The organism is Enterococcus sp. BWT-B8 (assembly GCF_020567625.1).
Taxonomy (GTDB): domain Bacteria; phylum Bacillota; class Bacilli; order Lactobacillales; family Enterococcaceae; genus Enterococcus_L.
The window spans coordinates 479,392-499,722 of record NZ_JAJDJV010000001.1 but is presented as its reverse complement, the minus strand read 5'-3'; the positions used below and the strand labels follow the sequence as shown (position 1 = coordinate 499,722).

General features: G+C 38.1%; 22 protein-coding genes, 1 other RNA gene and 3 pseudogenes. 19 read left to right on the top strand and 7 right to left on the bottom strand.

Features of this window, described 5'->3' with window-relative positions; all coding sequences use genetic code 11:
• Position 1 precedes the first annotated feature (1 nt).
• The 3 genes from LI951_RS02265 (at position 2) to LI951_RS02255 (ending at position 4,266) form a co-directional block, all read left to right on the top strand.
• Positions 2 to 979 (top strand): Gfo/Idh/MocA family protein, encoded by a 978-nt coding sequence (locus LI951_RS02265; RefSeq protein ID WP_229441133.1) that lies wholly within the window; start codon positions 2 to 4, stop codon positions 977 to 979.
• 822 nt (positions 980 to 1,801) lie between these two features.
• On the top strand, positions 1,802 to 2,782 hold the full coding sequence (locus LI951_RS02260) for an aldo/keto reductase (protein ID WP_229441132.1): 981 nt from the start codon (positions 1,802 to 1,804) through the stop codon (positions 2,780 to 2,782).
• Positions 2,783 to 3,261: 479 nt separating this feature from the next.
• Positions 3,262 to 4,266: a nucleoid-associated protein gene (locus LI951_RS02255; protein ID WP_202069286.1), complete on the top strand. Its 1,005-nt coding sequence runs from the start codon at positions 3,262 to 3,264 to the stop codon at positions 4,264 to 4,266.
• A gap of 57 nt (positions 4,267 to 4,323) precedes the next feature.
• On the opposite strand, the gene LI951_RS02250 is transcribed toward LI951_RS02255, so the two are convergent.
• Positions 4,324 to 4,686, bottom strand: a complete 363-nt coding sequence (locus LI951_RS02250) for a YxeA family protein (protein WP_229441131.1) — start codon at positions 4,684 to 4,686, stop codon at positions 4,324 to 4,326.
• A gap of 253 nt (positions 4,687 to 4,939) precedes the next feature.
• Positions 4,940 to 5,041 (bottom strand): annotated as a pseudogene (locus LI951_RS15305) (IS3 family transposase); the annotation flags it as partial.
• Between the two features lie 153 nt (positions 5,042 to 5,194).
• Here LI951_RS15305 and LI951_RS02245 point away from each other — a divergent pair.
• The 4 genes from LI951_RS02245 (at position 5,195) to LI951_RS02230 (ending at position 7,714) form a co-directional block, all read left to right on the top strand.
• Complete coding sequence (locus LI951_RS02245; RefSeq protein ID WP_202069284.1) at positions 5,195 to 5,338, top strand: hypothetical protein; 144 nt, start codon at positions 5,195 to 5,197, stop codon at positions 5,336 to 5,338.
• 174 nt (positions 5,339 to 5,512) lie between these two features.
• Positions 5,513 to 5,779, top strand: coding sequence for a type II toxin-antitoxin system RelB/DinJ family antitoxin (locus tag LI951_RS02240; RefSeq protein WP_202069283.1), 267 nt, complete (start codon positions 5,513 to 5,515; stop codon positions 5,777 to 5,779).
• Positions 5,772 to 6,044 (top strand): type II toxin-antitoxin system YafQ family toxin, encoded by a 273-nt coding sequence (locus LI951_RS02235; protein ID WP_202069282.1) that lies wholly within the window; start codon positions 5,772 to 5,774, stop codon positions 6,042 to 6,044. Before LI951_RS02240 ends, LI951_RS02235 begins: the two co-directional genes overlap by 8 nt.
• A 266-nt stretch (positions 6,045 to 6,310) precedes the next feature.
• The gene (locus LI951_RS02230) at positions 6,311 to 7,714 is read left to right on the top strand and encodes an IS4 family transposase (protein ID WP_229441130.1); all 1,404 of its coding nucleotides are present in this window, start codon (positions 6,311 to 6,313) and stop codon (positions 7,712 to 7,714) included.
• Positions 7,715 to 7,915: 201 nt separating this feature from the next.
• Here the strand turns inward: LI951_RS02230 and LI951_RS02225 are convergent, their stop codons facing one another.
• Positions 7,916 to 8,161, bottom strand: a complete 246-nt coding sequence (locus tag LI951_RS02225; protein WP_229441129.1) for a transposase — start codon at positions 8,159 to 8,161, stop codon at positions 7,916 to 7,918.
• 122 nt (positions 8,162 to 8,283) lie between these two features.
• On the opposite strand from LI951_RS02225, the gene LI951_RS02220 reads away from it, so the two are divergent.
• From LI951_RS02220 to ffs, 5 genes are all read left to right on the top strand, one after another.
• Entirely contained in the window at positions 8,284 to 8,469 is a 186-nt protein-coding gene (locus LI951_RS02220; RefSeq protein WP_324254757.1) for an Inorganic pyrophosphatase, read from the top strand.
• A 99-nt stretch (positions 8,470 to 8,568) separates the two neighbouring features.
• Complete coding sequence (locus LI951_RS02215; RefSeq protein WP_229441128.1) at positions 8,569 to 9,273, top strand: zinc metallopeptidase; 705 nt, start codon at positions 8,569 to 8,571, stop codon at positions 9,271 to 9,273.
• A gap of 82 nt (positions 9,274 to 9,355) precedes the next feature.
• Positions 9,356 to 9,697, top strand: coding sequence for a hypothetical protein (locus LI951_RS02210; RefSeq protein WP_229441127.1), 342 nt, complete (start codon positions 9,356 to 9,358; stop codon positions 9,695 to 9,697).
• Positions 9,698 to 9,833: 136 nt separating this feature from the next.
• Positions 9,834 to 10,346: a tRNA adenosine(34) deaminase TadA gene (tadA, locus tag LI951_RS02205; protein ID WP_229441126.1), complete on the top strand. Its 513-nt coding sequence runs from the start codon at positions 9,834 to 9,836 to the stop codon at positions 10,344 to 10,346.
• Between the two features lie 32 nt (positions 10,347 to 10,378).
• Positions 10,379 to 10,477, top strand: an RNA gene (gene ffs, locus LI951_RS02200) — signal recognition particle sRNA small type.
• Positions 10,478 to 10,788: 311 nt separating this feature from the next.
• Here ffs and LI951_RS02195 read toward each other — a convergent pair.
• Positions 10,789 to 11,907, bottom strand: coding sequence for a C45 family autoproteolytic acyltransferase/hydolase (locus tag LI951_RS02195; protein ID WP_229441125.1), 1,119 nt, complete (start codon positions 11,905 to 11,907; stop codon positions 10,789 to 10,791).
• Positions 11,908 to 12,231: 324 nt separating this feature from the next.
• On the opposite strand from LI951_RS02195, the gene LI951_RS02190 reads away from it, so the two are divergent.
• The 7 genes from LI951_RS02190 to LI951_RS02160 all read left to right on the top strand — a co-directional run bounded on the left by LI951_RS02190 (position 12,232) and on the right by LI951_RS02160 (position 18,237).
• Positions 12,232 to 13,176 carry a sugar-binding transcriptional regulator gene (locus tag LI951_RS02190; protein WP_229441124.1) on the top strand — a complete coding sequence of 315 codons (945 nt, stop codon included), beginning with the start codon at positions 12,232 to 12,234 and terminating at the stop codon, positions 13,174 to 13,176.
• A 214-nt stretch (positions 13,177 to 13,390) separates the two neighbouring features.
• On the top strand, positions 13,391 to 14,185 hold the full coding sequence (locus LI951_RS02185; protein WP_202068539.1) for an SDR family oxidoreductase: 795 nt from the start codon (positions 13,391 to 13,393) through the stop codon (positions 14,183 to 14,185).
• Between the two features lie 11 nt (positions 14,186 to 14,196).
• Positions 14,197 to 14,619, top strand: a complete 423-nt coding sequence (locus LI951_RS02180) for a PTS sugar transporter subunit IIA (RefSeq protein ID WP_229441123.1) — start codon at positions 14,197 to 14,199, stop codon at positions 14,617 to 14,619.
• On the top strand, positions 14,619 to 15,107 hold the full coding sequence (locus tag LI951_RS02175; protein WP_202068537.1) for a mannose/fructose/sorbose PTS transporter subunit IIB: 489 nt from the start codon (positions 14,619 to 14,621) through the stop codon (positions 15,105 to 15,107). Before LI951_RS02180 ends, LI951_RS02175 begins: the two co-directional genes overlap by 1 nt.
• 190 nt (positions 15,108 to 15,297) lie before the next feature.
• Positions 15,298 to 16,116 carry a PTS mannose/fructose/sorbose transporter subunit IIC gene (locus LI951_RS02170; RefSeq protein ID WP_229441122.1) on the top strand — a complete coding sequence of 273 codons (819 nt, stop codon included), beginning with the start codon at positions 15,298 to 15,300 and terminating at the stop codon, positions 16,114 to 16,116.
• A gap of 12 nt (positions 16,117 to 16,128) precedes the next feature.
• Positions 16,129 to 16,989, top strand: a complete 861-nt coding sequence (locus LI951_RS02165) for a mannose/fructose/sorbose PTS transporter subunit IID (protein WP_202068532.1) — start codon at positions 16,129 to 16,131, stop codon at positions 16,987 to 16,989.
• 18 nt (positions 16,990 to 17,007) lie between these two features.
• A complete protein-coding gene (locus tag LI951_RS02160) occupies positions 17,008 to 18,237 on the top strand; it encodes a zinc-binding dehydrogenase (protein ID WP_229441121.1) in 1,230 nt (409 codons plus the stop codon).
• Positions 18,238 to 18,336: 99 nt separating this feature from the next.
• Here the strand turns inward: LI951_RS02160 and LI951_RS02155 are convergent, their stop codons facing one another.
• From LI951_RS02155 to LI951_RS15300, 3 genes and pseudogenes are all read right to left on the bottom strand, one after another.
• A complete protein-coding gene (locus LI951_RS02155) occupies positions 18,337 to 19,146 on the bottom strand; it encodes a TPM domain-containing protein (RefSeq protein ID WP_202068530.1) in 810 nt (269 codons plus the stop codon).
• A pseudogene (locus LI951_RS02150) lies at positions 19,143 to 20,018 on the bottom strand (TFIIB-type zinc ribbon-containing protein); the annotation flags it as partial. The gene LI951_RS02155 and the pseudogene LI951_RS02150, both read right to left, overlap by 4 nt.
• 101 nt (positions 20,019 to 20,119) lie before the next feature.
• A pseudogene (locus LI951_RS15300) lies at positions 20,120 to 20,264 on the bottom strand (TFIIB-type zinc ribbon-containing protein); the annotation flags it as partial.
• Between the last annotated feature and the right edge of the window lie 67 nt (positions 20,265 to 20,331).

The window sequence follows — 20,331 nt, the reverse complement described above, 5'->3', positions numbered from 1 at the left end:
TATGAAACTGGCAATTCTCGGAGCGGGAATGATTGTAAAAGATTTTTTGACGATGGTGGGAGCAATACCGGAAATAGAATTAAAGGCTATTGTCGGAACAACAAGAAGTATAGAAAATTTGCAGAATTTAAAAGAAAACTATGGGATTGAAGCGATGTATACGGATTTTGACCATTGTCTGACCGATAATTCATTTGATACTGTCTATGTAGCTCTTCCTAATCATTTGCATTATGCATACGCTAAAAAGGCCTTGGAATATGGGAAAAATGTTATCTGCGAAAAGCCATTCACTTTGAGGCTGTCTGAGCTGGTGGAGTTGAAGGAAATTGCGCACGCAAATGACCTGATACTGATTGAAGCAGTGACTAACCAGTATTTAGCAAACTATCAGGCGGTCAAAGACGCTTTGCCGAAGCTAGGTGAATTAAAAATTATTGAATGCAATTATTCTCAGTATTCATCACGTTACGATGCGTTTAAAGAAGGGACAATCCTGCCTGCTTTTGATCCCAAAAAAGGCGGAGGGGCACTGATGGATATCAATATTTATAATATTCATTTTGTGGTTGGATTGCTGGGAATGCCAGAAAGTGTTCAATATAAAGCAAATGTTGAACGGGGAATCGATACATCCGGGTTATTATTTTTGAATTATCCGAATACAAAGGTTGTCTGCATTGGTGCGAAGGATTCTGCTTCAGCGATTCGCTCGACCATTCAAGGGAATCAGGGGTCAATGATAATTAATGGACCTACAAGTATTATCAATCAGGTTGAACTGCAGGTGAATAAATCTGAAGCTCAGGTTATTGATCAAAAACTGGGAGAGCATCGTTTGTATGAGGAGTTTTGGATCTTTAATCAGGTCATCGCTGCACATGATACTAAATTTGCGGAAAGAAGGCTGGAGCACAGTCTGAAAGTAATGGAAGTCGTTGAACTTGCTTTGGAAGATGCAGGGATTCAATTAGGCTAAAATGATAAGAAAAAAATCATTTATAAAAAATAATCTGCAAAAAAATTGCGGTCATCGGACAATGAAAGATTTAATCTTTATTGTCTGATGACCATTTGTTCTATTCAGTCGAAAAGAATAGGGGCTAGTGGTTCAATAGCCAAGACTATAAGAGCAGCAGCAGCACAGCCCTAGCCGAGAACTGTAGTTCAGAGTGGACGTTTATATCGTTTACCCATGATTTTTTAGGGCAAGTGAGGGATCATGAAAATAGGTAAAGTAATATTCAAAAAGGGCTGGGAATAGATCAATAGATTGCAGAGTGCTGTTTCATTTCCGCCAAAATAGAGTATACAAATCATTACTGGTACAACAGAAAGTACACATGTAATGCTCCTTCTTGATCAGGTAGGAATTTTTAAGCTGATACAATACACAATAACAATCTATCAGGGGGAGTGTCCCAGTGTATGATTAATTTTAGATAAGTTGAGGCTGTTTGCATAGCGGAGAAATTTATTCTTTGTGTTATCCGTTGTTTTTTCTATAATGAATCTGCTCTCGTTTTTAGGGTAACCTAAATTCAATCAAATGATTGTCTTTAAAATAAGAAAGCTCAAGTGGAAACAATTGGAAATCCTCTACCAGTTGATAGTGATTGATATTTTTTGTATGGTGGTATCATAAATACTGGGGAATAGGATGGAATGAACAACAAGAAGAAATAGTTGTATCAGCTTTGTTTAATTGTAAAAAATTACAAATAGCATGCTGGATTTCTCTTGACTTAAAGTTCGCTTCAACTGTTATAGTTACAGTAAGTAAAGAGAGGAGCGTTATGGAATGGAGTATACAAAACTTGGGAATACTGGTATGGATATTTCGAGAATTTGTTTAGGAGCAATGAGCTTTGGTGACCGGGGAAACTGGGTTCATAAATGGGTATTGAATGATGAGGAGAGCCGTCCTATTATCAGAAAGGCGATCGAGCTGGGAATTAATTTCTTTGATACGGCCAATGTGTATTCGATTGGTCGAAGTGAAGAAATTCTAGGAAAGGCATTGAGGGACTATGCGAATCGGGATGAAATTGTGTTAGCCACCAAAGTTCATGGGAAAATGCACGAAGGACCCAACAGCTCAGGGTTATCCAGAAAAGCAATTTTATCTGAAATCAATCATAGCCTGAAACGTCTGCAGACAGATTATGTGGATTTGTACATTATACATCGCTGGGATTATAATACACCGATTGAGGAAACAATGGAAGCGCTGCATGATGTTGTGAAATCAGGAAAAGCACGTTATATTGGCGCCTCAGCAATGTATGCATGGCAATTTCAGAAAGCTCAGAATATTGCTGAACAAAATGGCTGGACCAAATTTATTTCCATGCAGAATCATTTAAATTTGATTTATCGTGAGGAAGAACGGGAAATGATTCCGTACTGTCAATCTGAAAAAATTTCGTTAACACCTTATAGTCCGCTTGCTTCCGGAAGATTAACAAGGGAGCTGTCTGTCCAGACTGAGCGAAGTACAACAGATGATATTGCCCGTTCAAAATATGATGGAACCGCTGATAAAGATCGTTTAATTATTGAACGAGTGGCAGAGCTTGCTGAGAAATATCAGGTGAGCAGAGTGCATATTTCATTAGCATGGCTGTTACAGAAAGATTCGGTAGCTGCGCCAATTATTGGGGCAACAAAGAGTAGGCACGTGGAAACAGCAGCTTCAGCGGTAGATTTTCAGCTGTCTGCATCAGATATCTTTTACTTGGAAGAACCTTATATTCCACATAATATTGTTGGGTTCTCCTAGAAACGGAAGGACAGGCAGAAAAAGGACGTAGGCTGGAATGCTTTACTGAAAGGAAATCAGATAGTTAGTAGTACTGGTTTCTATTTTTATGTTTTTCTACAGCGTATTGTCATGCTTAAAAAATTCAGAAAAAAATCTTTATTGACTGGAATGAAAAGTACCGATTAGTTTCAACACAAAAAGCACTATGCTATTTGCTATAAAATTTTGGGCAATGAACAGGGTTGCTAGTGATGAGAGAATGTGATTTTTAGAATATGGGAAGGATGCTTTTTCAATAATTTTTCTCTATTCGCATCAAAAAGATATTTTGATTTTTTTCAAGATTTCCTGTAGACTGAATAGGATTTGACCAAGAAGAAAGGAATTCTGAGAGTAAAACAGCTTGGAACCTCCTTTTAATGCTTGAAAAATAGAATCATTCCATATTTTTGGAAAAAACAAAATACAATTGAAAAATAGAAGGAGTATAACAACCATTGGATATCTATTTAAAAAAAGCGACATTACATATTATTGACCGGGAAGCCGGTACACCGGTTTTTTCTGAACATGAGCTGGATTTGACCACAGAATACATTCGTATTTATCTGACGAACAAAATAAATAAGCTGTCAACTGCTCAAACAAAAACAGGACTTCTGGTTGCTGAAAGTCCATTCGTGGAAAAAATAAATGGTATTCCTTCCGAATTCATTCCAAAGAGTCAGGAAATTGTTCAGCACTGGTACGATAGTTATTCTGGAAGCGAGGATGGTCCCAGTGCGGATATTCTTGTCGTTCTATATGAAGAAGATACTGTTCTGCATTTGGCGATGTTGAAACTGAACTATAAAGAAAACTATACACATTTTGTCGATTATGAAAATGAAGCTGTTTATAACAAACTGATTATTAATCGGGCAATCCTTCCTTCTAAAACGCAGAAACCTGATGAAGGAATTATTATAAACCTTGATACTCTGAGTTACGAGCTTTTGGAAAAACGTTACGAATTCTCTGGGGAAAAGATTTGGTATTTTTCTGAAAAAGTCATTCAGTCTCAGCCGGCTCCTTCATTGGAAGAAAATATCAAGGAAATAAAAAAAGCGGTCAAACGTATCGGAAAAAAATATGATGAGGATGAGTTTGAACTGATTGCTTCTGTAAAGGAAGCTGTTTATGAGAGTATTGAAGAAACTGGAACCATCGATAACCAGCAGATTGCTGAGCAGGTGTTCAAGGAAAATATTTCTGCTCGAATGGCTTATCAGGAAGAAGTAAACGAATCGAAGTTTGTCGATAAAACACCTCCGGTTCGGGAGGCCAGGGAAATATCCGAGAAGAAATTCGGAAAGCAAAAACTGAAAATGGACAACGGCATTGAACTAATTGTACCAATTGACGTATACAGAAACAGTGATCTGATTGAGTTTGTCAATAATCCAGATGGAACAGTTTCCATCACGTTGAAAAATATTGAAAAAATCAGTAATCAATTATAAAAAAGACAGTTCCAGGATATTCTCAATAATTGGAGAATTCCGGAGCTGTCCTTTTTCTTACTTTGCTGCTTCTATTTGGTTCAAAGCCTTTTCTGGAATATCTTTTTGTGATACTTCTTCCCAGCTGAGGACTCCTTTACGTTTGTTTACTTTCAATTTTAAGTAGGCACCGATGCGTAATGGTTTTTCACGGTATTCAGTCATTTTTTGAGTGACTTCATGCCCATCTTTATCGTAGGCTTTTTGTGTGTAATGATAGCTTGTAAATGGTTCTCCAGTTGAGCTTATTCCATTTTCAGCATCTCCTGTAACTGTGATCTTTGTGTAATAATCTTTTCCTCCGTAATAGTAATTGTAACCATACCAAGCACCTCCAGAAAGAAGCAGAAAGATGATTAGTAGTCCAATCAATTTTTTCATTATGTTCACCTCTTTTCTTAGTATCGCTTTTTTTAAAATTTTTTTCCATAGAAATATCTTTCTATGAGGTGACAGTTTTGTTAGTCTGATAATGAGAATGAACGAGGAGGGAATAGTGTGAAAAAAGTAAAAGTTTTCATGGATCGTTCCATAGGATATAAAGATGACTTTGGGAATATTGGATAAATGTCAATAAAGTAGACACACAAAAAGAGCAAATACCTAGTGAGAATCAAAGTATTTATCCTCCATTTCATTTGGTAAGCATATTTAGGGTGCCATGAGGGCGTTGGGAGTTATAGAACCCTTCGATGTACTCAAAGCATGCCAGTTGTACTTCTTTGAAAGAAGAAAAAGCTCTTTTGTTAAGTTAATAATTTTTTCTGGCATTTAAAGTGTACCGTGCGGTCAGAGTGTTCTCATTTTGCCTTGTCCTAATTCTATGCTAACATCAGGACCAGAGATCTCAACTCCAGGTTCCGAGACTTCAAATGAAAACATTATTACAATGAAACAGGCAATTGAAGAAGCTAATGAAACTTTAGCATGTTTGGACGATGTACCATTGCCTTACCCTGATGATGTTCAAGCTACTAAAGAACAACTAGTTTCAGTGTCAAAAGAACAGAATGTAACAGTAAAACAAATTTAATCAGCAACGAAGCAATTAGAAGAAGCGATTAACAAAATAGATAAATAGAAAAATGTGTAGAATGGTTTTCTGATTTCAGGAAACCATTTTATCAGTATTTATTATGTTGTTTATTAATATATATTATGTTGTTTTGTGTTATAATATAGAAAAGAAAGGAAATGAGGGATAGGGATGTCAACAACTAAGAAAAAGCCAATTCATATTTCAGTTGATGAAGATTTAAAGGAGCAAGCAGAAATGTTGTTCAATGATTTAGGACTAAATATGACAAGTGCAATTACTGTCTTTTTAAAACAGGCTGTAAAAGAACAAGCTATACCGTTTGAAATTCGTAAAATAAATAGTGAGACTTTACAAGCAATAAAAGATGTAGAAGATGGGAATTTGCAAGGAGGCTTCTCTTCGGTTAAAGAGTTAATGGAGGATTTAAATGCTTGATATTTTTTATACCTCTAAATTTAAAAAAGATTACAAAAAAATGGTAAAACAAGGGAAGCCACTTCAAGAACTTGAGAAAATAATCACGTTGCTTCAAAAGCAAGAAGCTCTACCTGAAAAACATAAAGACCACCAACTAACGGGCAACTACGCAGGCTTTAGAGAGTGTCATATTACTCCTGACTGGCTATTAATCTATCAAGTTAAAGAAGAACAGCTGATTCTTGCACTAGCAAGAACAGGTTCACACAGCGAATTATTTTAGAAAAAACCAACTTTCTTACTGAGAGTTGGTTTTTTCATAACTTCTTAAGCAAGCTTTTTGTGCGACGAGTAACCGCAGGAGCAAGCTTTTTGTGCGACGAGTAACCGCAGGAGCAGAAGTGTTCTGTCTCAAGAACCAGGTAGGTAACATGCACATAGCCATCAAGCTAAGAAATAACTATTTTTTCGAAAGAGACCTCTATCAAAAATCTCAAAAAACAAAGTAAAATAAGGTGAGGATAGAAATTTTTGATAGGAGGACTCATTATGAAAACATCAAAAGAGAGACAATTCCAACACTTTTGCGAGACACTCCATCAACTGTTTGATACAAAGAAACTTCAATCACTTGCTCGCGATACTCATTTTTCCGTTAGAAACAGTAAATTCAGCGGCAATGAATTACTTGCCTGTGCTTTTTTCTCTCAGTCAATTGCGACAGAAAGTTTGGTAGAATTATCTGCTCATTTAGCGCGACATCTCCACTTGTCGATTACGCCTCAGGCATTACATGAACGCTTCAATGAGACCGCCGTACTTTTTTTAGAATCTTTTTTTCACCAGTTAATACAAGAAAAAATGCCCACATCGGGCTGCTCTTTTATGAATGAACAAACTTTTTTTCGACGGATTCGGATCGCAGATGCAACGACCTTTTGTGTAGATTCGAAGCTTCATGACTCTTTTCCGGGTTCAGGTGGTGTCTGTCATACTGCCGGTGTGAAAATACAATTGGAGTACGATCTGACAACCGGTCAAATGATTGAAGTATTTCTAGGGGCTGAAAAGGATAGTGATCATCTGTTGTACTTAAGAAATACCGCGCACATTCTTCCAGGTGATTTAGTCATTCGAGACCTGGGCTATTTTAAACTTAAAGAGTACCAAGCCATCCAAGCGGATGGTGGATACTATGTGACTCGTACGAAGATCAACACGCTATTTACTGTGAAACATTCCGCACCCGAATACTCTAAACGAACCGGAAAAATCAAGAAAAAGGAAGAGTATCTTCGTCTGGATCTCAAACGCCTGGCAGATGAACTACCGCCTGGTGAGAGCCTAGAATATCCCGAAGTATACTGTGGAAAACAACACTTATTAGGTCAGCGACTGATTGTCTATGCCCTAAAACCAGAAGAACAAGCCACACGTGAAAAACAAATCGCACGTGTAGCGAATCGCCGAAAAGTTCTGAGCAAAGAAAGCCATCACTTAAAGAAACTCAATGTATATCTGACCAATTGCCCTGTTGAAAAAGTAAGCATCCAACAAGTGCATGAATTATATTCTTTAAGGTGGCAAATTGAACTTTTATTCAAGATATGGAAATCTACTTTTGCGATTGATAAGGTAAAACCAGTCAATGTTCAGCGGTTAAAATGTCATGTCTACAGTAAATTGATAGTGATTTGGCTACTGTCTACTACCATGTTCAAAATGCGGGAGCTACTCTATGAAAAAGCGCAGAAAGAATTAAGTGAGCAGAAGGCTATGTCTGTATTGGTTCCTTTTTTACCTGATTTATTTCCAGCGATACAGGCAGATGGCATTCTTTTACGTAATCTTCTGGGCGAAATCTTTCGTTTCTTAGAGCAGAACGGGAAGAAGTCACGACGCAAGGGCAAAAAGACCAGTCTTGATATTTTGGTAGCTATTTCATTAGGATAAAACAGCGTGTTTGTCCTTCTTTAGATTCGTGCGGTCTTTTTTTGACAGATAATCATTAGACAAAGTGACTTTCTATATTTATTTCTTAGCTTGATGGCTATGGGTAACATGCATCATATACTCTGACAAGTCAATCGTAGTGATTTATGACAATACGTCGGAATATACGAAAATTGTCAAGGAACACTAGTCATAATATGACTAGCTGTGAATTGATACCTCTTGGAGATTTCTTTTCTGAAGCTGTTTAAACTGACGAGCTGTGAGGATCGTATTGTCATCGATTTTAACTTCAGAATATTGTTTCACCCATCGAGTGACAGAAGATAGGGCAATACCATATTCTTTAGCTAATGCGTTTTGTGATTTTCCACTTTCATAAAGTTTTACGATTGATTTTTTTAATTCCTCGTCAAACTTTCGCTTTGTTTTACGTTTGTCTCCCATAATCAAAAGTCCTTTCTTAAATAGTGTCTACTTTATTAGCATACATGCATATCTACCCAATTAATTATGGCTATGTTGAAGGAGTTATCGGCGATGATGGCGAAGAATAAGATGTCTATATTTTGGATATGTCAGAGCTCTTGAAAGAATTTGAAGGAGAAATAATTGCGATAGTTCATCGAAGAGATGATGTGGAAGAGAAGTGGGTGACAGCTTCTTATTCAGTTCGTTTTTCAAAGGAACAGATTGAAGATGCAATCCATTTTATTGAACGATATTTTGATTCGTATGTAGCATTGCTTGAGTGAAGACTTCAGACAAGGTGCCTCTTAAAAAAATCAGATGTTAAATCATACTTTTTTCATGCCGTCATGGTAAAATAAGGTCAAAGAAAGGAGGCATTTACTATGTTGCCGATATACGGTTTTTTTCATCCATCCTATTTTCTGGTAATTATCGGACTGGTTATTTCCATGATTGCTTCAGCTTATGTGAACAGTACATTTAAAAAATACGATCAGGTGAAGAGTAGAAATAATGTTACAGGAACGAGAGCTGCACAGTTTATTCTGCAGTCTGAACATATTGGAGATGTTGGTGTGCAGCAAATTTCCGGTCATTTAACAGATAATTATAATTCAGGAAAAAAAATACTCAGTTTATCTGCTGCGACTGCTCAATCCACTTCTGTAGCAGCAATTGGTGTTGCAGCCCATGAATGTGGTCATGCTGTTCAGGATCACACAGGGTACAGCCCTTTAAAAATCAGAGCTGCGATTGTTCCAGTCGCAAATTTTGGTTCCATGCTGTCATTTCCAATCATTATGATTGGTGTGCTGCTGAGCTGGAATCAAACGTTGATTAATATTGGTATCCTTGCTTTTTCATTGGTCTTACTATTTCAACTGGTCACTTTGCCGGTTGAATTTAATGCATCAAAACGAGCGTTGAAAATCTTATCTGATGGGAACTTGTTAACAGAAGAAGAAGTACCTATGGCTAGAAAGGTTTTGTTAGCAGCGGCGCTTACGTACGTTGCAGCAGCTCTTTCCACTTTTCTTCAGCTGTTACGTTTAATTCTCCTGTTTAGTGGAAATAATCGCAGAAATTAACTAAGAATCAGTTGAATTACTGTGTTGTATTTTGGCTTTATGTTATGATTAATGTAAATTTAATTAGCAGGGAGACGATACAATGAAAGCATCAACAAAAATAACTGTCGGACTAAGTATTGCTGCTGTGGCAAGTGTAGTAGTTGCTGTAACTGCTTCAGAAAAAATTATTAAAAAGGTTTCTCAATTATCAAATCGCTGCAAAGCTAAAAAAATCGTTAACGATAGATTTGGCGGCAATGAAAAGGTAATGGAGGTTGTCGATCATCTTTCAGATGATGAGCTGGACTCAATCCTAAATTTATTGGATAAAGTAAAAGAAGGTCGCGATAAGACTTCTGAGTATGCAGATAAACTTAAGGATAACGCAGGCGGAATGAAAGATAAATTCACTTCATTCTTGGAAGATTTACTGCAAAATTAATAGAAATTTTTAGACAGAAAGAATGCTGGAAAGGTATTTGCTTCTGTCTTTCTTTTTACAGAGAAAGAGAATAGACAGCTGTCCTGTCAATCAGTATAATAAAACAGGTATTGTGGAAATTAGCGGAGGGACAATGATGAAAGAACAACTGTCAGAACTGACGTTGACTAATAAAGAATATTATATGAATAAAGCTATTCGTATGGCAGAAAAAGCTGCTTCTATTGATGAGGTTCCGATTGGAGCGGTTATAGTTTTGGATGGAGAGATTATTGGAAGAGGCTATAATCTTAGAGAGCATACACAACAGGCAGCTTCACATGCAGAAATGTTTGCGATTGAAGAGGCATGTAAGCATGTGGGCAGCTGGCGACTGGAGGGAGCACAACTCTTTGTGACATTGGAGCCTTGCCCAATGTGCAGCGGTGCTATGCTTTTGTCCAGAGTCGATGAAGTTTATTATGGAGCTCCTGATCCCAAGGGAGGAACAGCAGGAACATTCATGAATCTGCTGGATGATGAACGTTTTAATCATACTGCTTATGTAGAGAGCGGTATTTTGGGAGAAAAATGCGGACAGCTGTTGACTGATTTTTTTAGAGAGCTTCGACAAAAAAAGAAAGAATTAAAAAAACAAAAGAAAGACTAGCCAACGAAATAAAAATGCGGTATACTATAAAAGCCGAAAGGCAGGACAATGGTGGGCCAGTGAAGCGTGTCAGATCTGGAAGGAAGCAGCACTAAGCAGGTGCCACCATGTGTCTGAATTATTTCAATGATATCAAGCCTTAGAGGGCTTTTTTATTTTACTTTTTGGTCCAGAGGACAAAAAGGGGCAATTCCATAGTATAAAAAGAGGTTGGGACAAAAGCGATCAGCTCCGAGAATTAAGAAGGAATATCCGAAAATAGTTTCTCATATTTTCAGGATAGTTCGGCTTAATTCCGAAGGAGTTGCTTTTGTACCACCGTTTATTCGGGGTTAGATACGAAGAGAGTTTGGAATTTTATTTCTGTCTCACTCTCTTTTTTATCTGTAGTATTTGATGTGTTTCTTATAATGGGAATATGATATCCTCTTCGAATAGTACGTCAGATTAATGCCACTGTAGCAAACATATTTCTAGGTGAAGGTTCATTAGTCAATTCGATCTCAATTATTTCATCTGCAAATGTATCATTTACTTTGTATTTGAATAGCCCATTTTCTTTACGTCCTCCCCAGCAAATTTCAATAGAATTGTCAGCGCTGTCTAGTAAAGCAGTTTTGGTTGTACCGAAATAATCGTCAAAGTAAAAGCAGCAAAGCCCATTGGGGTAAGGAGTTAAGAAGAAATTAAATAAATTATCTCGAGTAACGATAGTGTTTTTCTTAGCGAAATCTTCTAATAACTTATATCGATTAATGGAATTTTCTTTTGCATAAGGGTCTTCTTTTTTTATAAAAGGAAGTATAGGATGATTTGTTACAAAAAGATGGTTTTCAGGACTTCCTTTTGTTACTGCTCGGTCTTCTTTCATTCCATCTACTATTTCATAAAGCAGCAGATCGCCATTTTTATCTGCCAACAGATAATTGACATTATCACCGATTGGCAGCTCATCTAATAATACTTTTGCCTCTTGGACAGTGGAACAGGTTTCTAAAATTAATCGAATGGCAATCCAAAATCTCAAGCCCTCAACTTTTGGCTTCCGAAAAGGACCGACTGGAGAACCACAGGCAGACATGCTGACAGATAATCCATGCTCATTTACACCACAATCAATACCGAAAAGCAGCATACTTGTTCCGATAAAATGATTTGCTCCTGTATTTGTATAATGAACCAGACAAAAATCCTCACTTTCTGCATCAAAATCATAATTTCTCATCACAATTGGATGCTTGGTTTCACCATTCAATGAATGACTTGCAAATTGGCTGCATCCAGGGGTAGTAATGCTGTAGTGATAAAAGAAAAATTCATTTGGAGTAAGCCCTGTTCTCTCCATAAAACCTTTGATTTCTTCATTAATTGAGGGACAATATTTTTCAAAATAGTCGACCGCTCTTTTGGCATCCTTATCAGACAGCTGTTTTTTCAAGCCTAACAAGTTGGTAGTATGTAAAACAAGTTGTTCTCCTATCCTATAACCTATATCAAAATTCTTCCCTGTACGATTATTAACCGTAACTTTTTTCTTTAAAACAGATTTTTTATTAGACATCTGAATAAACTCCTTTGGAATACCTGTTTTTATTAAGCTTATTATAACAGAATACAGAAGTAAGACGACCTGATAGGCTTCAGATAAATAATGGATTTCGAAACCTTCAAAATAGATTAGAAGTCGGCTCACCTAATTATTTGAGGTAGTCTTGAAACGGGAAATTTTTAGTTGTGGAGCATAACTTTTCAATTTTTTTGTAGTTGTTAATGCTTGTTGACTTTTACAAAAAGATACTCAATGAAATTTACAAATGATATTTCCCTTTCACGAATGTGAATCGTGTGGTATAGTTTTTCTGAGAGCAAGAAAAGGAGAAGAACCATGGATGAAGAAAAATTATTGATAAGAATTGCAGAAATGTATTATCAGGAAGATAAAAAGCAAAGCCAAATATCAAAAGAACTAAATATCCATAGAACAACAATCAGCCGGCTGTTAAAGCGATCCAGAGAAGAAGGGATTGTTCAAATTACGATCAATTATGATAAATCCGGCAGTTATTCATTGGAGCAGGAGCTGGAAAAGCGATTTGGTTTGGAGAAGGCGATTGTAGTTCCTGTTGCATCAGATTTATCAGCTCAGCAAAAAGAACAAATCTTAGGGAAATCAGCCGGAGAATATTTTTTAGGCTTGTTATTAAATGGAATGAAAATCGGCTTTTCCTGGGGGCATGCACTGGCAGCCATGGTTGAAGAAATGGGCAACATTGAATTAAACGAAGTAACTTGTCTTCCCATGATTGGAGGACCTTCCGGGAAGCTTGCCAGTGCGTATCATGTGAACACTATTGCCTATGCTGCATCTAAAAAAATCGGCTGTAATGCGCTGATGATTGACTCGCCTGCTGTAACAGAGACAAAAGAATTGCAGACAGCTTTAATGAAAAATTCTTTCAATCAGGAATTATCCAATCTATGGAAAGAGCTTGATATTGCAGTTTTTGGTATCGGCAGTCCAAGTATGAGTGAAAATGACAGATGGAAAGGGTTCTATGGAGAAGATGTAATGAAGGAGTTGGAAACAAAAGAAGTTGCTGGTGATATTCTCTCCCGTTTCTTTGATTATTCCGGAAATACGATTGACAGCAACCTTAACGATCGTATTATTGGCATATCAATGAAGCAACTAAAAAAGGTACCTCAACGAATTGGAATTGCAGAATCGGATGAAAAAGTTGGAAGTATTCAAGCTGCGTTAAAAGGACAGCTTCTTACAACGTTGGTTACAACAGAAGAAACAGCTGTGAAAGTTCTTAAGATGGAATAATCCGCATGATAAAAAATAAGTTTGAAAGTGTTTAGTCTATGTATCAGACTAAGCACTTTTTATTTTATCAAAAAAGATAAAGATAGCATCGTTTGTGATTTCTTGAAATCAAATGTGAAAAAAGTGGTTGACATTGTGAATTTATGATCATATAATAAAAATGTGATATCACAAATGTTGATCGTAAATATCAAATGTGAAAAGAGGCTGTGAAATGAACTGGTTGAATATTGAAAAAAGAGTCGTAATTGTTACTGGAGCTTCATCTGGTATTGGGGCAGCAATTGCTGAGGAATTATGCGAACTGGGTGCTTTTGTTATTAATGGAGATATAAATGAGGGGGATTATTATCATGAAAATCTTCATTTTGTGCGGACCGATGTAACCTCTAGGGAATCTGTAAAGCAGCTGGTTGATTTTACAATAAGCATGTATGGAAGAATTGATGCTCTGGTTAATAATGCTGGTGTGAATGTTCCAGCATTGCTGGCTGATAAAAAAGAACATAGTGAATATGAACTGACAGATGAGCTGTTTGAAAAGATGACCAGCATTAATCAAAAAGGGGTTTATCTGGTTAGCCAGCTGACAGGTAGAGTAATGGTAAAACAGAAAAAAGGGGTCATAATCAATATGTCTTCTGAAGCTGGGCTCGAAGGCTCTGAAGGCCAGAGCTGTTATGCGGCAACAAAGGCGGCCGTGAACAGCTTTACACGATCATGGGCAAAGGAACTGGGAAAAGAAGGAATTCGTGTAGTTGGTATTGCACCGGGGATCATGGAAGAGACCGGTCTTAGAACACTGAATTATGAAACCGCATTAGCTTACACCAGGGGGAAAACGGTTGAGGATATTCGAAAAGGCTACAGTCAAACCAGTACGATTCCTTTGGGAAGGAGCGGGAAATTATCTGAGATCGCTGACACAGTAGCGTACTTGATTTCAGACAAGGCAAGTTATATCAGCGGGGTTACGATCAATGTAGCTGGAGGAAAAACAAGAGGATAGGAGAAACTAAAATGGCAAATGTAATTCTGGTTGCTCATGGACGTTTGGCGGTGGAAATGAAGCATTCTCTGGAAATGATATTTGGAACAGTAGACCGATTTTACCCAGTTGCTTTTGATCAGCAGGATGGATTGGAGAGTTTGGAAGAGAAGTTGAGCAATGTCCTGAATCAGACAACAGGAGAAACATTAATTCTGGCTGATCTCTTTTGCGGCACGCCCTATAATGCAAGCTGCAGTCTGGCGATGAAAGAACCGAAAAAGAATATTCAAGTCTTGTCAGGCATGTCGTTACCATTAGTTTTGGAAATAGCAAGCTTGATTGAAACACTGCCGATAAATGAAATCGTATGCATAGTAAAAAAAATGGCAGAGGAAACGGTACAATCTTTTAGTGGAAAAATAGAAGAAGAAGAGGAGGAGGAAGATTTTTAATGAAAATTAAATTGGCAAGAATTGACGATCGTCTGATTCATGGACAGGTTGCAACAGTCTGGGCAAAAGAAGCAGGTGCGGGCCGGATCATTGTTGTGAGCAAAGAAGTGAACGAAGATACCATTCGAAAAACACTTGTGAAGCAGGCGGCACCTCCGGGAATTAAAGTGAATATTGTGGATGTTGAAAAAGCAATTAAAGTTTTTAATAATCCGAAATATGATGAGGAAACAGTTTTTTATTTATTTACAAATCCAAGTGAAGTTTTTGAACTTGTTGAAGGAGGAGTTCCCATAACGTCAATCAATATTGGAGGAATGCAATTTAAGACTGGAAAAACGCAGATAACCAAGGCGATTTCAGTCAGTGCTGAAGATGTGGAGGCATTTAAGAAGTTGAAACGTGCAGGGGTCGAACTGGATTGTCGGGTGGTTGCAACAGATCCAAAGATAAACTTTGAAGCTAAATTGAGTGAGGCTGTATTGTAAAAAGCATGGGAGAGAAAGCACCTTCGTTGATTTTAAGAATCATCAATTGACCGTCGTACTGCTCGTTGCCAGGCGGCTTCACCGGGAATCAAGGAGGGAAAGACTACTAGTTATTTTATTTAATTATCGATGATCAAGTACTTGTATCAAATTTGATGCTTACAAATATATTTTATGAGGAGGAGAAAAGGTGGAACTTTCAGTAATTCAAATTATTCTAATCTTTGTTTTTTCAGCTGTTTCAGGGATGGGCAGTGTTTTGGATGAATTTCAGACACATCGACCGTTAATTGCCTGTACAGTAACAGGATTGATTTTAGGAGATATGACAACAGGTATTATCTTAGGCGGTACTCTGGAACTGATTGCATTAGGCTGGATGAATATTGGTGCAGCTCAATCACCTGATTCTGCATTGGCAAGTGTAATCTCAACTATTTTAGTTGTTGTGGGGCAGCAGGATATTCAAGCTGGAATTGCGATTGCATTGCCGGTTGCAGCAGCTGGACAGGTGTTAACTGTCATCGCTCGAACAATTACTGTTGCTTTTCAACATGCTGCAGATCGAGAAGCGGAGAAAGCGGCATTTAACAAAATTATTTTCCTGCATTTCAGTGCACTGTTTGTTCAGGCAATGCGGGTGGCTGTTCCGGCTACTATTGTGGCGGCATTTGTCAGTGCAGAAATGGTTGATAGTATGTTATCCATGATTCCAGAGGTTGTGACAGGCGGACTTGCAGCAGCAGGGGGCTTTATTGTTGTTGTTGGATATGCAATGGTTCTAAACATGATGAGTGTAAAATACCTAATGCCGTTTTTCTATCTGGGGTTTGTTTTAGGCGGTTATCTGGATTTTAGTCTGCTTTCCTTTGGGGTGGTGGGTCTGATTAATGCACTTGTCTACGTTCAGCTGAATCCAAATTTTCGACAGCAGGGACAGCCTCAGTCTGAAGCAACGGTAGCAGCAGCTGGTATTTCTTCTATAGCAGAAGATGAACTGGAAGATTAAGGAGGAAGAGTAATGGAAGCAGCAGAAACAGAAGTAAATACAGAAAAACAAATACAGTCTTTAATTACAAAAAGAGATTTACTTACGACCTTTGTTTTTTCAAATTTCCAACAGGCTTCATTCAACTATGAAAGAATCCATGCCCTGGCTTTTTGTGTAGATATGATTCCAACGATAAAGCGAGTGTATAAAACGAAAGAGGAGCAGGCAGAAGCATTAAAAAGACATCTGACTTTTTTTAATACGACTCCTGCAGTCTGCGGTCCGGTTATTGGTGTGACCATCGCCATGGAAGAGGCAAAAGCCAGCGGAGCTGATATTGATGACGGAACAATTAACAGTTTGAAGGTTGGATTGATGGGCCCTCTGGCCGGTGTCGGCGATCCGTTAGTCTGGGGAACTTTACGACCCATTACAGCTGCAATCGGTGCTTCATTGGCTTTGACTGGAAGTATACTAGGTCCTGTAATTTTCTTTATTGCCTTTAACACGGTTCGTCTGGCAATGAAATGGTTCGGTTTGACCTATGGCTTTAAAAAAGGTCTGGACATTGTTCAGGATTTATCTGGCAGTCTTCTGCAGAAATTAACGGAAGGAGCAACAATACTTGGGCTGTTTATTATGGGTGTTCTAGTAACTAAATGGACCACTATCAACATTCCTTTAGTTGTTTCAGAAACACCGGGAACAGATGGAGAAATGGTTGTAACGACTGTTCAAAATATTTTGGACGACTTAGTTCCGGGCTTGCTGGCACTGGGATTAACTTTGCTGATGATGAAATTGTTGAAGAAAAAAATCAGTCCAATCTTATTAATCTTTATTTTATTTGCAATTGGAATTATTGGTTATGGTGCAGGTATTTTACAGTAGAAGGGAAGCATAAGAAAAATGAAGACAAAAGCAGTGCGACTATATGGGAAAAAAGATCTTCGTCTGGAAGAATTTGAACTGCCAAAAATTAATGAAGATGAAATACTGGCTTCAGTTATTACCGACAGCATTTGTATGTCCACATGGAAACTGTCAAACCAGGGAGCAGATCACAAAAAGGCGCCGGATAATTTGGCAGAACAGCCAATTATTGTTGGACATGAATTCTGTGGTGAGATTTTAGAGGTAGGTGCAAGCTGGCAAAGTAAATACAAACCGGGTGAAAAATATGTTGTTCAGGCAAATTTACAGTTGCCGGATCGCCCGGATTGTCCAGGGTACTCATATCCATTTATGGGCGGAGATGCGACGTACATTATCTTGTCAAAAGACGTTATGGTACAGGATTGTTTAATTCCTTATAATGGCGAAACGTATTTTGAAGGTTCGTTGATTGAACCATTGTCCTGCGTTATAGGTGCTTTTGAAGCGAACTATCATCTAATTGATAACAGCTATGAACATAAAATGGGAATTAAAGAGGATGGAACATTATTAATTATGGGAGGTACCGGACCAATGGGGCTGTTGGCGATTGACTATGCACTTCATGGGCCCGTCAACCCGAAAAAGATCGTTGTTACCGATGTGAATGAAGAAAAACTAAAGCGGGCGGAAGCACTTTACCCAAGCCAAAATGGGATTGAAGTATTTTATGTAAATGTGAAAGATGAGTCAGATCAGACTGAATTCTTGAAAAAGACAGTCGGAGGGAAATTTGATGATATCTTTGTGATGATTCCGGTGTCTAAAGTCCTGAGTGAAGCGTCAGCACTGCTGAATCCTGATGGCTGTTTGAATTTCTTTGCTGGACCACAGGATAAAACTTTTTCAGCAGAAATCAACTTTTATGATCTGCATTATTCCTTCACCCATTATGTTGGAACTTCCGGGGGCAACACAGAGGATATGCGAAAAGCAGTCGAATTAATTGAAGCCAAAAAAGTAAATGTTGCCAATGTTGTTACACATATATTGGGGCTAAATGCGGTAGGAGAAACAACGCTTAATCAGCCGGAAGTAGGCGGCGGGAAAAAGCTTGTTTATACACATAAAAATTTTGAACGTACAGAATTATCTGAGCTGGAAGATCTTGACAACGAATTGGCTAAAATTGTGGCAGAAAATCAAGGAATTTGGTCAAGACAAGCAGAAGATTATGTATTGAGACACTTTGAAGAAATTTGAGGAAGAGTCAAATTAAGAAGTACAAATAGAAAGAAAGGATTTCTCTTGTCCTTGATAGAGAAATCCTTTCTTTCTATTTTAGCCAACTACTTTTATTTTTTAAAAGCTTCTGCCTCCGCCGCCGAAGGTTCCTCCACCGGTCGAGTGGGTAGTACTTCCACCACCACCACTGCTGCCGCCGGAGCCGCCATTGCTTTTTGGAATTCTTCGCTGTGTAACAAATGAATTTGTGAGACGATCTTCTTTACTAGTAAGCTGCAAAGCGGATTTCTCACGATATGGATAATTGTAGGAATCAAATTTCAGGCGATAGCGCGAAACAGCAATTCCGACAAAAATTCCTGTAATAACCAGAGCTGCAGCAACTGCAATAATAATTTCGGTTATAGTCAATGTTTTATAATACGTAATTTTCCCGGTTTCACTGTCAATTCGGTAGTGCCCTTTAGGAACTCCGGCATCAACGTAACGGCTGACATTTTTCAGGAAGCTTTGTGCTGCCTGAAAGTAGTTCCCATCGATCATGTAAGGCTCTATATCATCTAGGGTGTTTTCGATTCTGCTGTCAGTCATGTAGTCAATCATGTTGCCGGAAGTGGAAATAATAAATTTCCGGTTGTTCATATCAATATAGAAGGTGATCCCATTCTCGTTTTTTCCAATTCTGTCCATCATATACAAGTCGGCAAAACGGGTAGAATCATCTGTATTCGTTGTATTAGTCACTATAAAGACTGAGGCTTTTGCTTTCGTTTCGATTTCTTCCGCTGCTTTATTCAATTGTTGAATCTGTTCAGCAGTCAGCAATCCTGCCTGATCATCAACGGTATTATTTCCAGCTAGAGCAAAGGAAGGGAGCAGAAACAAAGAGCCGATCAGCGCTATAAAAAGTATAAAGTGCTTTCTCATATCATGTAGCCCCCAATCAAAAAGAGAATCAGAAGAACTGCAAACATACCCAAACTGAACAAGCCTAATCGTTTGCCGCTGATTGGCAGTACACCGTTCACTTTACCTGTTCGACCGTTCATTGCGTAGTAATAAACCTGATCACCGCCGGATTGATTACGATACGTGACCAGCCACATCGGAAGTAAGACATAATTGGATTTTTGCCTGTCAACAGAAATGGATGTTCGGACATTTGAGAGCGTTGTATAACCTACTGCGGAATCTTTTAGCAAAGATTCCGAATAACCCTTCAGTTCCTTGTTTACCTGATCTTTGATTGCTTCATATTCAATATCCCTTTTCTCGGCTTGAAACCCTGCCAGATATTGGCTTTTAAAATCAACAGCTTGATTGATCGGGAAGGGCTGAACCCCCTCCATCATTTTTTGCTGAGTATTTTTAGATAAAGCATTTTTCAGCAGCTCCCGAAAGTTCAATTTTCCTTTTCTTCCTACTGCAAATTGCTTTGTTTCAGTAAATTCAATATCTCCAACCCGCCAAATTCGAATCGCTGTTCCAGCTGCATCCATTTCTCCGCTAATCTCAGAATCAACAGACCAATAGGGAAAATAGACGCCAGTCAATTTTTCAATCTGCTGTTTGTTGAAAAAATCTTTAGGAATAAACCACTTCTTTTTAGTCCAAGCTAAAAATTGTTCAACAGCTTCTTCTTTTTCAATGGAAAAAGGCAGCACTTTGTCAGGTAAAAATTTTCCGCTGAGTCTGCCGGAAAGAACGACTGGATTATGACAGTAATAACAGTATGTTGCTGCTGTGGTTGCATCAGTAACGATTTCAGCACCACAGCTGTTACAAATAAAAAGTTCCATATTTTCAGATTCAGCCTGTTGTGTCTGACTATCTGAAGAATCAGGTGTTTCGATTGGTTGAGTAGTATCGTTTGCTGAATTGTTCGTATTTTCTTCCAGCTTTGCCTCACGCTGTGCCCGCTCATAAGCAGTAACTTCTTCCTCTGTATAAATATTTAAGCAATATTCACAATGAAATTTTTGATCTTTCGGATCAAATAACAGCGGACCGCCGCAATTAGGGCATTTATGAGTAAAAGAGTCCATTGCAATTTCCCTTTCTATCGTTAATAAGAAAGAGAGCAGGAAATGTTCACTGCTCCTCTTTCAAGTA